The organism is Streptomyces sp. NPDC059696 (assembly GCF_042733745.1).
GTDB lineage: Bacteria > Actinomycetota > Actinomycetes > Streptomycetales > Streptomycetaceae > Streptomyces.
Map to the genome: position 1 here is coordinate 129,618 of NZ_JBHWFG010000015.1, position 14,117 is coordinate 143,734.

13 protein-coding genes are annotated in these 14,117 nt (G+C 73.5%); 7 read left to right on the plus strand and 6 right to left on the minus strand.

All coding sequences use genetic code 11. The features are described from left to right. Positions 1-97: 97 nt before the first annotated feature. The gene (locus ACFV20_RS18530; RefSeq protein WP_385657863.1) at positions 98-289 is read left to right on the plus strand and encodes a DUF5999 family protein; all 192 of its coding nucleotides are present in this window, start codon (positions 98-100) and stop codon (positions 287-289) included. Between the two features lie 37 nt (positions 290-326). Here the strand turns inward: ACFV20_RS18530 and ACFV20_RS18535 are convergent, their stop codons facing one another. Together ACFV20_RS18535 and ACFV20_RS18540 are read right to left on the minus strand one after the other, a co-directional pair. Beyond that, on the minus strand, positions 327-725 hold the full coding sequence (locus tag ACFV20_RS18535; RefSeq protein ID WP_385657864.1) for a RidA family protein: 399 nt from the start codon (positions 723-725) through the stop codon (positions 327-329). Continuing rightward, positions 722-2,020: an acyl-CoA dehydrogenase family protein gene (locus ACFV20_RS18540; RefSeq protein ID WP_385657866.1), complete on the minus strand. Its 1,299-nt coding sequence runs from the start codon at positions 2,018-2,020 to the stop codon at positions 722-724. The genes ACFV20_RS18535 and ACFV20_RS18540 overlap by 4 nt, the downstream gene beginning before the upstream one ends. 128 nt (positions 2,021-2,148) lie before the next feature. Between ACFV20_RS18540 and ACFV20_RS18545 the strand changes: the two genes are divergently transcribed. The 6 genes from ACFV20_RS18545 (at position 2,149) to ACFV20_RS18570 (ending at position 8,464) form a co-directional block, all read left to right on the plus strand. Then, entirely contained in the window at positions 2,149-3,759 is a 1,611-nt protein-coding gene (locus ACFV20_RS18545; protein ID WP_385657868.1) for an AMP-binding protein, read from the plus strand. A gap of 15 nt (positions 3,760-3,774) precedes the next feature. Continuing rightward, positions 3,775-4,587 (plus strand): PaaX family transcriptional regulator C-terminal domain-containing protein, encoded by an 813-nt coding sequence (locus tag ACFV20_RS18550; RefSeq protein ID WP_385657869.1) that lies wholly within the window; start codon positions 3,775-3,777, stop codon positions 4,585-4,587. A 175-nt stretch (positions 4,588-4,762) separates the two neighbouring features. Then, complete coding sequence (locus ACFV20_RS18555; RefSeq protein ID WP_385657872.1) at positions 4,763-5,554, plus strand: ribonuclease BN; 792 nt, start codon at positions 4,763-4,765, stop codon at positions 5,552-5,554. A 140-nt stretch (positions 5,555-5,694) separates the two neighbouring features. After that, positions 5,695-6,537, plus strand: a complete 843-nt coding sequence (modA, locus tag ACFV20_RS18560) for a molybdate ABC transporter substrate-binding protein (protein WP_385657874.1) — start codon at positions 5,695-5,697, stop codon at positions 6,535-6,537. Next, positions 6,534-7,385 carry a molybdate ABC transporter permease subunit gene (gene modB / locus ACFV20_RS18565; protein ID WP_385657876.1) on the plus strand — a complete coding sequence of 284 codons (852 nt, stop codon included), beginning with the start codon at positions 6,534-6,536 and terminating at the stop codon, positions 7,383-7,385. Before modA ends, modB begins: the two co-directional genes overlap by 4 nt. Next, the gene (locus ACFV20_RS18570; RefSeq protein WP_385657878.1) at positions 7,382-8,464 is read left to right on the plus strand and encodes an ABC transporter ATP-binding protein; all 1,083 of its coding nucleotides are present in this window, start codon (positions 7,382-7,384) and stop codon (positions 8,462-8,464) included. Before modB ends, ACFV20_RS18570 begins: the two co-directional genes overlap by 4 nt. A gap of 21 nt (positions 8,465-8,485) precedes the next feature. On the opposite strand, the gene ACFV20_RS18575 is transcribed toward ACFV20_RS18570, so the two are convergent. The 4 genes from ACFV20_RS18575 to ACFV20_RS18590 all read right to left on the minus strand — a co-directional run bounded on the left by ACFV20_RS18575 (position 8,486) and on the right by ACFV20_RS18590 (position 13,962). Beyond that, positions 8,486-9,700 (minus strand): NAD(P)/FAD-dependent oxidoreductase, encoded by a 1,215-nt coding sequence (locus ACFV20_RS18575; RefSeq protein ID WP_385657880.1) that lies wholly within the window; start codon positions 9,698-9,700, stop codon positions 8,486-8,488. 113 nt (positions 9,701-9,813) lie between these two features. Next, positions 9,814-10,764: an RNA polymerase sigma factor SigJ gene (gene sigJ / locus ACFV20_RS18580; protein ID WP_385657882.1), complete on the minus strand. Its 951-nt coding sequence runs from the start codon at positions 10,762-10,764 to the stop codon at positions 9,814-9,816. Between the two features lie 10 nt (positions 10,765-10,774). After that, positions 10,775-13,135 carry a bifunctional salicylyl-CoA 5-hydroxylase/oxidoreductase gene (locus ACFV20_RS18585; RefSeq protein WP_385657884.1) on the minus strand — a complete coding sequence of 787 codons (2,361 nt, stop codon included), beginning with the start codon at positions 13,133-13,135 and terminating at the stop codon, positions 10,775-10,777. After that, positions 13,135-13,962, minus strand: coding sequence for an enoyl-CoA hydratase family protein (locus ACFV20_RS18590; RefSeq protein WP_385657886.1), 828 nt, complete (start codon positions 13,960-13,962; stop codon positions 13,135-13,137). Before ACFV20_RS18590 ends, ACFV20_RS18585 begins: the two co-directional genes overlap by 1 nt. Positions 13,963-14,117 lie beyond the last annotated feature (155 nt).

Consider the following 14,117-nt stretch of genomic DNA (forward strand, 5'->3'; position numbering starts at 1 on the left):
CCTCCGGGCCGTTCCGATCAGCGAGGGACGGCGGGATGGTCGGTCCGTACGCGTCATACGAATCCTTCGGATGGCCCTACCGACGTGGAGGTGCGCCATGTGTGCCCACCAGCCCCAGTGCCCCGCGACCGACTCCCCCGCCGCACACGTCGTCGCGGCCCACCCCGAGCAGGGCTGGAACCTGCTGTGCGACGGGACGGTCCTGTTCGACGACACCGGCGAACTGCTGCCGGACGGACGCGTGGTGCAGCCCCGCCGGGTGACGGCGGGACTGGCCGTCGCGGCCTGAACTCAGCGGCGCCCCGAGCGGTGGCACGGGCATCGCGCTACGGCAGGACCGCGAAGCCGTCCAGTTCCACCATCGCCTCGGTGTCCCACAGCCGGACGACCTGGACGACCGCCATGGCGGGGTAGTCCCGGCCGGCCAACTCCCGCCAGATACGGCCCAGTTCACGCGCATGCGTGCGGTATGCCTCGACATCCGTGGCGTAGACGGTGACGCGGGCCAGGTCGGACGGGGTGCCGCCGGCCGCCGCGAGGGCGGTCAGCAGGTTGGAGAGGGCCTTCCCGAACTGTTCGGGCAGGGTGCCGCCGGCCACCTTGCCGTCGGCGTCGAGGGCGGCCTGGCCGGCCAGGAACACCACGCGCGCCCCGGAGGCCACCACGGCGTGGGAGAAGCCGGCCGGCGGGGACAGCTCGGGCGGGTTGACGCGCTCGGTGCTCAACGGGCCTCCTGACGGGCGTACAACTCCTTGGCGATGATGCCGCGTTGCACCTCGCTGGCCCCTTCGTAGATACGCGGGGCGCGCACCTCCCGGTAGAGGTGTTCGAGCAGATGGCCGCGCTGCAGGGCCCGGGCGCCGTGCAGCTGGACCGCCGAGTCCACGACGTACTGGGCGGTTTCGGTGGCGAGGAGTTTCGCCATGGCGGAGCGCCGGGGCACGTCCGGGTCGCCCGCGTCGTACGCCGACGCCGCCGCGTGGACCATCAGCCGGGCCGCCTCCGTGCGCAGGGCCATCTCGGCGACCTGGTGCGCGACGGCCTGCAGGTCCTTGAGCTTGCCCCCGAAGGCGTCCCGTCCGGCGGTGTGGGCGAGGGTGGCGTCCAGGGCCGCCTGTGCCATGCCGACCGCGAACGCGCCGACGCTGGGCCGGAACAGGTTGAGCGTGCCCATGGCGACCCGGAAGCCCCGGTCGGTCTCACCGAGCACGTCGTCGGCCGTCACCGGTACGGCGTCGAAGTCCAGGGCTCCGATCGGGTGCGGCGAGAGCATGTCGAGAGCGCGGCCCGTCAGGCCCGGACGGTCGGCGGGCACGAGGAAGGCGGTGACGCCCCGGGCTCCGGCGCCCGGGGTGGTACGGGCGAAGACGGTGTAGAAGTCGGCCTCGGGGGCGTTGGAGATCCAGCACTTCTCCCCGCTGAGCCGCCAGCGCGCGGTGCCGTCGGGGGCGGCGGTGAGGGCCGGATCCGCGGTGGGTGGCGGGACTGCGGCGGTGAGGGCCGCTTCGGCCGTGGGCGGGGCGGGTGACGCCCGGTCCTCCCGTGCGGCGGTGAGGGCAGGATCGGCGGTGGGTGGAGGGGCGGGCGATGGCCGGTCCTCCCGTACGGCGGTGTCCGCCGCCGCGCGAAGCTCCAGTGCCGCCGCGTCCGAGCCCGCGCCCGGCTCGCTCAGGGCGAAGGCCGCGATCGCCGTACCCGCGACCACCCGGGGGAGCCACCGCTCGCGCTGGGCCCGGGTGCCGTGGGCGTGGACCGGGTGCGCGCCGAGGCCCTGGAGGGCCAGGGCCGTCTCGGCCTCCGTGCAGGCGTGGGCCAGGGACTCACGCATCAGGCACAGGTCGAGCGCGCCCGAGGTGAACAGGCGTCCGAGCAGTCCGAGGCGGCCGAGTTCGGCGACGAGCGCGCGGTTCACCCGCCCGGGTTCACCCTTGTCGGCCAGCGGGCGGAGCCGTTCCGCGGCCAGGGCGCGCAGTTCCGCACACCAGGCGAGTTGTGCCGGTTCGAGCGAGAATGCGGTCATCGCCGGTCCCTTCTCCGCCACCCTGCGTTCCGGCTGGGCCACTCCGAGGCTATCGCGGACCGTTGACTGTCGTCACCAACACGATACGCTCCAGGGGCGAGCCCACCACGCCACAGGGGGCGAACCGTATGAATCCACGGGGCACGGCCCACGTCGACACCTTCGCCCGGGACCATCTCCCACCCCCGGACCAATGGCCCGAGCTCCGCTTCGACTTGCCGGAGCTGCACTACCCCGAACGGCTCAACTGCGCCGCCGAACTGCTGAACGGGCCGCCCGACGAACGCCCGGCGTTCCTCACCGGCACCGGCGAGACGTGGACGTACGGCGACCTGCGTGCCCGGGTGGACCGCGTCGCCCATCTGCTCACCGGCGAACTCGGCGTCGTGCCCGGCAACCGGGTGCTGCTGCGCGGCCCCACCACCCCCTGGCTCGCGGCCTGCTGGCTGGCGGTGCTGAAGGCGGGGGCCGTGGCGGTCACGGTGCTCGCCCAGCAGCGCCCGCACGAGCTGAGCACGATGTGCGAGATCGCCCGGGTGCGGCACGCCCTGTGCGACATCCGGGCCGTCGACGACCTGGCCAAGGCCGAGGTCCCCGGCCTGCTGATCACCACCTACGGCGGAGACGCCCCGGACGACCTGCTCAACCGCCCGGCGCCCACGACCCCGTACGAGCCGGTCGCGACGGCGGCCGACGACGTGGCGCTGATCGCCTTCACCTCGGGCACCACCGGCCGTCCCAAGGGCTGCATGCACGTCCACCGGGACGTCCTGGCGATCGCCGACACCTTCTCGCGGCACATCCTGAAGCCCGTCCCCGACGACGTGTTCACGGGCAGTCCCCCACTGGGCTTCACCTTCGGCCTCGGCGGGCTGGTGGTCTTCCCGCTGCGGGCCGGGGCGAGCGCCCTGCTCCTCGAACAGGCAGGCCCCCGGCAGCTGCTGCCCGCCATCGCCCGGCACCGGGTGTCCGTGCTGTTCACCGCCCCGACGGCGTACCGCGCGATGCTCGACGAGCTCGACGGGCACGACCTCTCCTCCCTGCGCCGCTGCGTCTCGGCCGGTGAGAACCTGCCCGCGGCGACCTGGCAGGCCTGGCAGGAGCGCACGGGCCTGCGCGTCATCAACGGCATCGGCGCCACCGAACTGCTGCACATCTTCATCTCCGCGGCCGACGAGCGGATCCGGCCCGGGACCACGGGCGTTCCGGTGCCGGGCTGGCACGCGCGCGTGCAGGACGAGGACGGCGAACCCGTACCCGACGGTCAGCCGGGGCTGCTCGCCGTGCGCGGACCGGTCGGCTGCCGGTACCTCGCCGACCCGCGGCAGCGGGACTACGTGCGCGGCGGCTGGAACGTCACCGGCGACACCTACGTCCGCGACCCCGACGGCTACTTCCGCTACGTCGCCCGCGCCGACGACATGATCATCTCGGCCGGGTACAACATCGCCGGCCCCGAGGTGGAGGACGCGCTGCTGCGGCACCCCGACGTGGTGGAGGCGGCGGTCGTGGGCCGGCCCGACGAGGCCCGCGGCCAGGTCGTGCTGGCCTTCGCCGTCCTCAAGGAGGGCGCGCCGCGCGACGCCGAGGCGCTGCGGGCCTTCGTGAAGAGCGAGCTGGCGCCGTACAAGTGCCCGCGGGAGATCGTCTTCCTGGACGCGCTGCCGCGCACGGCCACCGGCAAGCTCCAGCGGTTCAGACTGCGTGCACCGGAGGTACCGGAACGCGACCGCGAATGATCCGTACGACCTAAGATGATCAACGTGTCCGACCAGCATGCACCACGGTCTCTCATCGTCACGCTCTACGGCGCGTACGGCCGCTTCGTGCCGGGCCCCGTGCCAGTGGCCGAACTGATCCGGCTCCTGGCCGCGGCCGGCGTGGACGCCCCGTCCGTACGCTCCTCGGTGTCGCGGCTGAAGAGACGCGGACTGCTCGTACCGGCCCGCACCGCACAGGGCGCGGCCGGTTACGAACTGTCCCCGGACGCGCGCCAGTTGCTCGACGACGGTGACCGCCGTATCTACGCCGCCGCTCCGCCCGAGGACGAGGGCTGGGTGCTCGCGGTGTTCTCGGTGCCGGAGTCGGAGCGGCAGAAGCGGCACGTACTGCGCTCCCGGCTGGCCGGGCTCGGTTTCGGCACGGCCGCTCCGGGGGTGTGGATCGCGCCCGCGCGGCTGTACGAGGAGACCCGGCACACCTTGCAGCGGCTGCGGCTGGACGGGTACGTCGACTTCTTCCGCGGTGACCACCTGGGCTTCGCCCCGACCGCGGAGGCGGTCGCCCGGTGGTGGGACCTGGCGGCCATCGCCAAGGAGCACGAGGCGTTCCTCGACCGCCACGCGCGCGTCCTGCACGCCTGGGAGAAGCGCGAGGACACCCCGGCCGAGGAGGCCTACCGGGACTACCTGCTGGCCCTGGACTCCTGGCGCCACCTCCCCTACACCGACCCGGGCCTGCCGTCCGAGCTGCTTCCCGCGGACTGGCCGGGGGTCCGCTCGTCGGCGGTGTTCCGGGGGCTGCACGAGCGGCTGCGGGACGCGGGGGCGGAGTTCGTGGGGCTCTGACCCGGCGGGCGCCGCTCTCGCCGCACGGCGGGCGCCGCCCGGTTTGCCGCGTTTGCCCCGCCGCCGAACGGTCAACGATGTCCGCGAGCGGACCGAGCACGGAGCGGGAGGCGGGCCGAGTCATGACCGTCACCACACCACCGACGGCGGCGGGCACCCGCGCGGGCCGGCTGCCGTGAGGCGGCTGGGGCGTTCGGTGCACGGCGGATGGGAGCGGGCCGGGGCGCACACCCTCGTCCGGCGGGGCCGTGAGGTGGAGTTGATGCACCGGGCCACCGGGTTCGCCACGCTCGCGCTGGTCACACTGGCGCCGCTGCTGATCGTGGTCGCCGCGGCCGACCCCCTGGCACGGGGCGGTTTCGCCTCGTGGCTGGCCGACGGCATGGGGCTGTCGGGGCGGTCCGCGCGGGTGCTCACGGACATCATCAGCCCGCCGCGCAAGGTCATCGGCACCACGAGCGTGCTCGGCGGGGTGGCGCTGGCCGTCTTCGGCATCGCCTTCGGCGGCAGTGTGCAGAACGGGTACGAGCGCATCTGGGGCCTGCCCTCGGGGCCGTGGCACCGCGTCTGGCGGCAGGCGGTGTGGATGATCGCGATGACGGCGTACCTGTACCAGGAGGTGCAGACGCGCAGCCTCGTCTCGGGGCCGCAGCGGATCGCGCTGAGCTCGGCGTCCGGTGTGCTGTTCTTCTGGTGGGGTCAGCGCTTCCTGCTGGGCGGGCAGGTCCGCTGGCGTGATCTGCTCCCGGGCGCGGCGGCCACCATGCTCGGGCTGGGCGGGCTGCGCATGTTCTCCTACTTCGTCTTCACCCCCCTCATCGTCACCAACGCGATCAGCTACGGGGCGATGGGCGTCGTCCTGGTGGTGGAGTCCTGGCTCATCGGCGTGGGCTACGTCGTCTACGGCGGGGCGCTTCTCGGCCGCTGGGTTCTCGAACACCACGGACGGCGCGACCGCACCGAGTAGGCGTCCCGATGGGCCCCTCCAGCACCGCCCGGCGCGTCCCCCCCGTACGAACGCACATGCCACCTCTGGAGATCTTAACCCCGGCTCATGCGAACCCACAGGGTACTTTCCCCTCGCATCTGCGGCATTATCATCGGCACATGCCCAGCCGAGGGAGAAGATCCGTGCCGACCTCCACCGCGCGCCCGACCCGCCGCCCCCTCCAGGTGGCCGCGGTGGGAGCCGCCGCCCTGCTGACCCTGAGTGCCTGCTCGTCGTCCGACTCGGGTTCCTCGGCGAAGCCGGGCTCCTCGGGGTCGGGCAAGCTGTCCGGCGAGGTGACCGTGTTCGCCGCGGCCTCGCTGAAGGAGAGCTTCACGACGCTGGGCCGGCAGTTCGAGAAGGAGCACCCCGGTACCAAGGTCACCTTCAGCTTCGGAGGCAGCGACGCCCTCGCGGCGAGCATCACCGGCGGCGCCCCGGCCGACGTCTTCGCCGCGGCCAGCCCCAAGACGATGAAGATCGTCACCAGTGCCGGTGACGCCTCGGGGACGCCCGCGACCTTCGTCCGCAACAAGCTGGAGATCGCCACCCTGCCGGGCAACCCGCACAAGGTCGGCAGCCTCGAGGACCTCACCGGCCCGGACCTGAAGGTCGTGGTCTGCGACGAGGAGGTGCCGTGCGGAGCCGCCGCCCGGAAGGCGCTGGACGCGAGCGGACTGAAGCTCACGCCCGTCTCCTACGAGCAGGACGTCAAGGCCGCGCTGACGAAGGTCGAACTGAAGGAGGCCGACGCCGCCGTCGTCTACCGGACGGACGTGCGCGCGGCGGGTGACAAGGTGGAGGGCGTGGAGTTCCCCGAGTCGGCCGGCGCCGTCAACGACTACCCGATCGCCCTGCTCAAGGACGCGCACAACGCCGAGGCCGCCAAGGCGTTCATCGCGCTGGTGCGGTCCGCGGAGGGCCAGAAGGTCCTGAGCCGAGCGGGATTCCTCACGCCGTGACGTCCCCGCTCGACAAGCCCCCCGCCGCGGCCGACACCCTCCGGGGCGGTCCGCGGCGCCGGGGTGTCCGGACGGGCGTCCCGCTTCCCCTGCTGGTCCCCGCACTGCTCGGCCTGGCCTTCCTGATCGTGCCGCCGGCCGCCCTGCTCGCCCGGGCCCCGTGGCAGAGCCTGCCCGAGCAGCTGACCAGTCCGGAGGTGTGGCAGGCCCTCAGGCTGTCCCTGCTGTGCGCCACGGCGGCGACCGCGGTGAGCCTGGTCCTCGGCGTGCCGCTGGCGTGGCTGCTGGCCCGTGTGGACTTCCCCGGCCGCGGTCTGGTGCGCGCCCTGGTCACCCTGCCGCTCGTCCTGCCGCCGGTCGTCGGCGGTGTCGCGCTGCTGATGGCGCTCGGCCGCAACGGCATCGCCGGGCGGTGGCTGGACGCGTGGTTCGGGATCACCCTGCCCTTCACCACGACCGGCGTCGTGATCGCGGAGGCGTTCGTGGCGATGCCGTTCCTCGTCATCAGTGTCGAGGGCACCCTGCGGGCCGCCGACCCGCGCTACGAGGAGGCGGCCACCACGCTGGGCGCGTCCCGCTTCACGGCGTTCCGCCGGGTCACACTGCCGCTGATCGCTCCGGGCATCGCGGCGGGCGCGGTCCTCGCCTGGGCGCGGGCGCTCGGCGAGTTCGGCGCGACGATCACCTTCGCCGGCAACTTCCCGGGCCGTACCCAGACGATGCCCCTGGCCGTCTACCTGGCCCTGCAGAGCGACCCGGAGGCCGCGATCGCCCTCAGCCTGGTGCTGCTGGCCGTGTCGATCGCGGTGCTGGCGGGATTGCGCGACCGCTGGATGCGTGCCGGATGACCGAGACCCACGAGCAGGACGCGCACACCGGTGGCACCGGGGCCGGACTCGACGCCCGCCTCGTCGTGGACCGCGGTGGCTTCCGCCTGGAGGTGGCGCTGCGCGTCGCACCCGGCGAGGTCGTCGCCCTGCTCGGGCCGAACGGCGCCGGCAAGACCACGGCGTTGCGGGCGCTGGCCGGTCTGACCCCGCTCACCGACGGACATCTGCGGCTGGACGGCGCGGCGCTGGAGCGGACGCCGCCGGAGGCCCGGCCCGTCGGGGTCGTCTTCCAGGACTACCTGCTCTTCCCTCACCTCACGGCCCTCGACAACGTCGCCTTCGGCCCCCGCTGCCAGGGCGCCACCAAGGCGGAGGCCCGGGCGCGGGCCGCGCAGTGGCTCGACCGGCTGGGCCTCGCGGAGCACGCCGGCGCCAAGCCGCGCAGGCTCTCCGGCGGTCAGGCCCAGCGCGTCGCCCTCGCCCGCGCGCTGGCGACCCGGCCCCGGCTGCTGCTGCTCGACGAGCCGCTGGCGGCCCTGGACGCGCGTACCCGGCTGGAGGTGCGCGCCCGGCTCCGGCGGCATCTGGCCGACTTCGAGGCGGTGGCCGTGCTCGTCACCCACGATCCGCTCGACGCCATGGTGCTGGCCGACCGGCTGGTGGTCGTGGAGCACGGCCGGGTCGTCCAGGAGGGCACCCCGGCCGACATCGCCCGCCACCCCCGCACGGACTACATCGCCCGGCTGGTCGGTCTGAACCTCTACCGGGGCGAGGCCGACGGCCACACCGTGCGGCTCGCCGACGGCCCGGCCCTCACCACCACCGAAGTCCTGTCGGGTCCGGTCTTCGTGGCGTTCCCGCCCAGCGCGGTCACCCTGCACCGCGAGCGGCCCACCGGCTCCAGCGCCCGCAACCTGTGGCGTTGCGAGGTGGCCGGTCTGGAGACCCACGGCGACCAGATCCGGGCCGACCTCACCGGTGAACTGCCCGTCGCCGCCGACCTCACGACGGTCGCCGCGGCCGAACTCGGCCTGCACCCGGGCGCGGAGGTCTGGGCCACCGTGAAGGCGGCGCAGACCCACGCCTACCCGGTCTGAGACGGCCGGTGCCCCCACGGGTCAGGCCGCCGTCCTGACCGGCGCGCCCTCCGTGACGAGGGCGGGCTCCCGCACGACGCGGCGGCGCCGCACCGGCAGGATCGTCGGGTGGGCGACGCCCCAGGCCGCGCCCTTGCAGATGATCTCCTTGTAGAACGCGGCGAGCCGGCCGGTGAGGGCCGCGGGCTTCGCGCGGTCGTCGGCGGTGACGTACTGGATCAGGCCGTCCTTGCGGCCCAGCGAGATGCACTGGTTGAAGTAGCGCACCGGCACGGTCGGGACCTTCGCGCCGGTCAGCCGGGCCGCGATGGCGTCGGCGGCCTGCCAGGCGGTGGGGACGCCCGAGGCGCACGACATCCGCAGCGGCTTGTCCCCGGGGCCCATCGCCAGGGCCGCGTCGCCGATGGCGTACACGTCCGGGTGGGACACCGAGCGCATGGTCCGGTCGACCACGATCTGGCCGGTGCCGGCGACCTCCAGGGTGGTGGCCCGTGCGATCGGGTGGACGGCGAAGCCCGTGGTCCACACGGTGACCGCGGCGGGGAGCACCGTGCCGTCGGCGGTGGTGACGCGGTCGGCGTCGACGGCGGTGACGTCGGTGTGCTCGTGGACGGTGATGCCGAGCCGGTCGAAGGTCTTGCGCAGGTGCGCGCCGCCCTTGGGCGAGAGCCAGTCGCCGAATCCGCCGCGGACGGCGAGGGCGACGTCCAGCTCCGGCCGGGCCTCGGCGATCTCGGTCGCCGCCTCCACTCCGGTGAGGCCGCCGCCGACCACGACCACGGCTTCCCCCGCGGTCAGGCCGGCCAGGCGCTCGCGCAGCCGGAGCGCTCCGGGGCGGCCGGAGATGTCGTGGGCGTGCTCGGCGGTACCGGGCACGCCCTGGTCGTTCCAGCCGCTGCCGAGGGCGTACACGAGCGTGTCGTACGGCAGGACCTCGTCCTCGCGCTGCCCGGCGCCTTCCGGGGCGGCGACGGTGACGGTCCTGCCGTCCACGTCGACGGCGGTGACCGTGCCCTGCTTGAGCGCGACACCGGTGCCCTCGAACATCGCGTCGAAGGGCCGGGGTGCGAGGTCCTGGCCGACGGCGAGCTGGTGCATCCGGACACGCTCGACGAGGTCGGCCTCGGCGTTGACCAGGGTGATGGCGACGTCTTCTCGGTGCAGGCGCCGGGCGAGGCGTCCGGCGGCGGTGGCTCCGGTGTAGCCGGCTCCGAGGACGACGATGCGGTGCTGCATGGCGTGGCTCCTGTCATGACGGCTGTCTTCAGCGGTTCGCCACTTGAACCGGGCAGCCCGCCGTTCCCTGACAGGAAGGCGATGTGATCCATGTCACACCGCCGGAGGGCGGGTCAGAAGAGCCTGAGCAGGGGCTCTCCATGGTCGCCGGCGGCCCACAGCCGGGTCGCGCGTTCGAGCTTGTCGGGGTTGACCTGGTTGCGGAACGCGGCGATGCCGTCCGCGGCGACCTCCAGGCACATGACGCCGATGACCCGGCCGTCGACGAGCACCACGAGGGCGGGGTCGCCGTTGGCGGTCCAGGCGTAGACCTCGGGCGAGCCGCCGACCAGGGCGCGCTTGGCCGCGCTGGGCTTGAACAGGCCCCGCATGAACGTGGCGACCGCGAGGGCGCCCTCGAACGCCCTGGCGCGGGCCGGGACCTTCCCGCCGCCGTCGCCGACCGCGACGGCGTCCCCGGTGAGCAGCTGCACGAGCGGCTCGGTCCTGCCGCTGGCGGCGGCCGCGAGGAACTCGTCGATGATCCGCCGGGCGGCGGCCTCGTCGATCTCGGTGCGGCTACGGGCCCTGCCGTCGGTGACGTGCTTCTTCGCCCGGTGGAAGATCTGCTGGCTGGAGGCCTCGGTGATGTCGAGGATCTCCGCGATCTCCCGGTGCGGATAGTCGAAGGCCTCGCGCAGGACGTAGACGGCCCGCTCGTTCGGGGAGAGGCGCTCCAGCAGGACGAGCACCGCGTACGAGACCGACTCGCGCTGCTCGGCGGTGTCGGCCGGACCCAGCATCGGATCCCCGGCGAGCAGCGGCTCGGGCAGCCACTGCCCCACGTAGGTCTCCCGCCGGGCCCGGGCCGAGGTGAGCTGGTTGAGGCACAGGTTGGTGAGCACCTTCGTCAGCCAGGCCTCGGGGACCTCGATACGGCCGGTGTCGGCGGCCTGCCAGCGCAGGAACGTCTCCTGGACGGCGTCCTCGGCCTCACTCGCCGACCCGAGCATCCGGTAGGCCACGGCCTCCAGTCGCGGTCGGGAGGCTTCGAACCGGTCCACGTCGTCCAGCGTCAGGGGCATGCCAGGGATCCTAACGTCCGCGGGCGTCACCGCATCCGAGATCCAGTCGCGGTTTCGGGGCGTCCAGGCGGCCCGTCTGGGGGCGCCGGCTCCCCGCGCGGTAGGGGGCCGGCCAGGGCGCGCCCGGGCCCGTGTAGCCCTGTTCGGCCGCCGCGTGCAGGGTCCAGTGGGGGTCGTAGAGGTGGGGCCGGGCCAGGGCGCAGAGGTCGGTGCGGCCCGCCAGGATCAGGGAGTTGACGTCGTCCCAGGAGGAGATCGCGCCGACCGCGATCACCGGGACGCCGGTGCTGTGGCGGATCCGGTCGGCGAGCGGCGTCTGGTACGACCGCCCGTACTCGGGCCGCTCGTCGCCCACGACCTGGCCCGTCGACACGTCGATCGCGTCCGCCCCGTGCGCGGCGAACGCCCGGGCGATCTCGACGGCCTCCTCGGCGGTCGTCCCGCCCTCGGCCCAGTCGGTGGCGGAGATACGGACGGTCATGGGCCGCTCCCCCGGCCACACCTTGCGTACGGCGTCGAAGACCTCCAGCGGGAAGCGCAGCCGCTTCTCCAGGGAGCCGCCGTAGGCGTCGGTGCGCCGGTTCGTCAGCGGGGAGAGGAACCCGGACAGCAGGTAGCCGTGGGCGCAGTGCAGTTCGAGCAGGTCGAAGCCGGCCCGGGCGGCGCGGACCGCGGACGCCGTGAACTGCTCGCGGATGTCGGTGAGCTGGGCGCGGGACAGCTCACGCGGCGTCTGGCTGAACTCCTTGTACGGCAGCGCCGAGGGGGCCACGAGCGGCCAGTTGCCCTCCTCCAGCGGCTCGTCCATGCCCTCCCACATCAGTTTCGTGGAACCCTTGCGGCCGCTGTGGCCGAGCTGCACGCCGACGGCGGTGCCGGGTGCCCGGTCGTGCACGAAGTTCGTGATCCGCTTCCAGGCCTCGGCCTGCCGGCCGGTGTAGAGACCGGCGCAGCCGGGCGTGATCCGGCCCTGCTCGCTGACGCACACCATCTCGGTCATCACGAGCCCGGCTCCGCCCAGCGCCCGGGCGCCCAGGTGGACGAGGTGGAAGTCGCCCGGGACGCCGTCGACGGCCGAGTACATGTCCATGGGCGAGACGACGACCCGGTTGCGCAGGGTCAGTCCGCGCAGCCGGAACGGCGTGAACATCGGCGGCGTGCCGGGCGGGCAGCCGAACTCGCGCTCCACCCGCTGTGTGAAGTGGGCGTCGCGCAGCCGCAGATTGTCGTGCGTGACGCGGCGGCTGCGGGTGAGCAGGTTGAAGGCGAACTGGCGGGGCGGCTGGTCCACGTACAGGGGGAGGTTCTCGAACCACTCCAGGCTGGCCCGGGCCGCGCGCTGCGTGGAGGCGACGACGGGGCGCCGCTCCGCCTCGTAGGCGGCCAGGGCGTCGGGCAGCGAGCCCTGCTCCTCCAGGCAGGCGGCCAGGGCGAGCGCGTCCTCCACGGCGAGCTTGGTGCCGGAGCCGATGGAGAAGTGGGCGGTGTGGGCGGCGTCCCCGAGGAGGACGACATTGCCGTGCGACCAGCGGTCGTTGACCACCGTGCGGAACGTCGTCCACGTGGAGTTGTTCGACTGCAGGGGGCGGCCGTGGAGCGCCTCGGCGAAGATCTTGGCGCAGCGCTCGATCGACTCCGCCGTGCCGAGTTCGTCGAGACCGGCGGCGTGCCAGACCTCTTCGCGCATCTCGATGATGACCGTCGAGGCGTCCGGGGCGTAGGGGTAGCCGTGGAGCTGCATGACGCCGTGTTCGGTCTCGGCGATCTCGAAGCGGAAGGAGCCGAACGGGAAGTCGGCGGCGAGCCAGATGTAGCGGCAGCGGTGGGACGTCACGCGGGGGCGGAAGACGTCCGCGTGACGCTCGCGGGTGGTGCTGTGGACGCCGTCGGCGGCGACGACCAGGTCATGGGTGCGCGGGAGGTCGTCCGGGGCCTCGGTGCGGAAGCGGAGGTCGACGCCGAGGTCGCGGCAGCGGGCGTGGAGGATCTCGAGCAGCCGCTTGCGGCCCAGGGCCGCGAAACCGTGTCCTGAGGAGGTGTGCCGGTGGCCGCGGTGGACGATGTCGATGTCGTCCCAGCGGGTGAAGTGCCGCTGGAGGGCCTGGTAGACCTCCGGGTCGGCGTGTTCGATGCCGCCGAGCGTCTCGTCGGAGAGGACGACGCCGAAACCGAAGGTGTCGTCGGGGGCGTTGCGTTCCCAGACGGTGATCTGCCGTTCCGGGTCGAGGCGTTTGAGGAGGGCGGCGGCGTAGAGGCCTCCGGGGCCGCCGCCGATCACCGCGACGCGCAGGGGGCGGTTCTCGCCGTCGCGCGAGTGCGGGCGCGTCGGGGCCGGTCGCGCAGTTCCCCGCACCCCTTCAGGTGCGTCCACTATCGTCCGCTCCACTTCGGGGGGCGCTTCTCCGTGAACGCCGCGTGGAACTCCGCGTAGTCCTCCCCCGTCATCAGAAGGGCCTGGGTCGAGGCGTCGAGTTCGATCGAGGCCGCCAGGGGCATGTCGAGTTCCGCCGTGAGCAGGGCCTTGGTCTGGGCGTACGCCAGGGCCGGGCCCTCGGCCAGGCGGTGGGCCAGTCGCTGTGCGGCCTCGTCGGCGGCGCCCTCCTCCGTCAGTTCGCTGATCAGGCCGATGCGCTCGGCCTCCAGGGCGCGGACGGGGTCGCCCAGCATCAGCAGACGGGTCGCGTGGCCCAGGCCGACGACCCGGGGCAGGAGGTAGGCCGCGCCCATGTCGCCGCCGGAGAGGCCGACACGGGTGAAGAGGAAGGCGAAGCGGGCGGTCGGGTCGGCGACACGGAAGTCCGCGGCCAGGGCGAGGACCGCTCCGGCGCCCGCCGCCACACCGTGCAGCGCCGCGATCACCGGGAACGGGCACTCGCGGACGGCGCGGACCACCTGGCCGGTCATCCGGTTGAAGTCGAGGAGCTGGGCGGTGTCCATGCCGAGGGTGGCGCCGATGATCTCGTCGACGTCGCCGCCGGAGCAGAAGCCACGGCCCTCGCCGGCCAGCACCAGGGCCCGTACGGACCGCTCCCGGGACAGCTCCGCGAGCAGATCGCGCAGGTCGGCGTAGGCGCCGAAGGTGAGCGCGTTGAGCTTCTCGGGGCGGGCGAGGGTGACGGTCGCGACGCCGTCGGCGATCTCGACGCGCAGATGCTCCCAGCCTGGGGTGCGGGCGGCGGAGCCGGTGAAGGGACTCATGACGTGCGGCCTCCTCGGGCGGGCACTGCCTCACTGAGCTCTACCCCTCGAAGCTATCACTCATCCGTGACTGTCGTCATGAGTGCGCGATAGACCGTCCGGGTAGGACTTCGGTGAGGGCCCGGCGCGACCCGGCCCGGTCACATCCGTCACAG

Coding starts and splice junctions, on each gene's coding strand:
- ACFV20_RS18590 (WP_385657886.1), bottom strand. CDS start 13,962: ATGAGTCCCTTCACCGGCTCCGCCGCCCGCACCCCAGGCTGGGAGCAT.
- sigJ (WP_385657882.1), bottom strand. CDS start 10,764: ATGCCCCTGACGCTGGACGACGTGGACCGGTTCGAAGCCTCCCGACCG.
- ACFV20_RS18530 (WP_385657863.1), top strand. CDS start 98: ATGTGTGCCCACCAGCCCCAGTGCCCCGCGACCGACTCCCCCGCCGCA.
- ACFV20_RS18540 (WP_385657866.1), bottom strand. CDS start 2,020: ATGACCGCATTCTCGCTCGAACCGGCACAACTCGCCTGGTGTGCGGAA.
- ACFV20_RS18575 (WP_385657880.1), bottom strand. CDS start 9,700: ATGCAGCACCGCATCGTCGTCCTCGGAGCCGGCTACACCGGAGCCACC.
- ACFV20_RS18545 (WP_385657868.1), top strand. CDS start 2,149: ATGAATCCACGGGGCACGGCCCACGTCGACACCTTCGCCCGGGACCAT.
- ACFV20_RS18550 (WP_385657869.1), top strand. CDS start 3,775: ATGATCAACGTGTCCGACCAGCATGCACCACGGTCTCTCATCGTCACG.
- modA (WP_385657874.1), top strand. CDS start 5,695: ATGCCCAGCCGAGGGAGAAGATCCGTGCCGACCTCCACCGCGCGCCCG.
- ACFV20_RS18570 (WP_385657878.1), top strand. CDS start 7,382: ATGACCGAGACCCACGAGCAGGACGCGCACACCGGTGGCACCGGGGCC.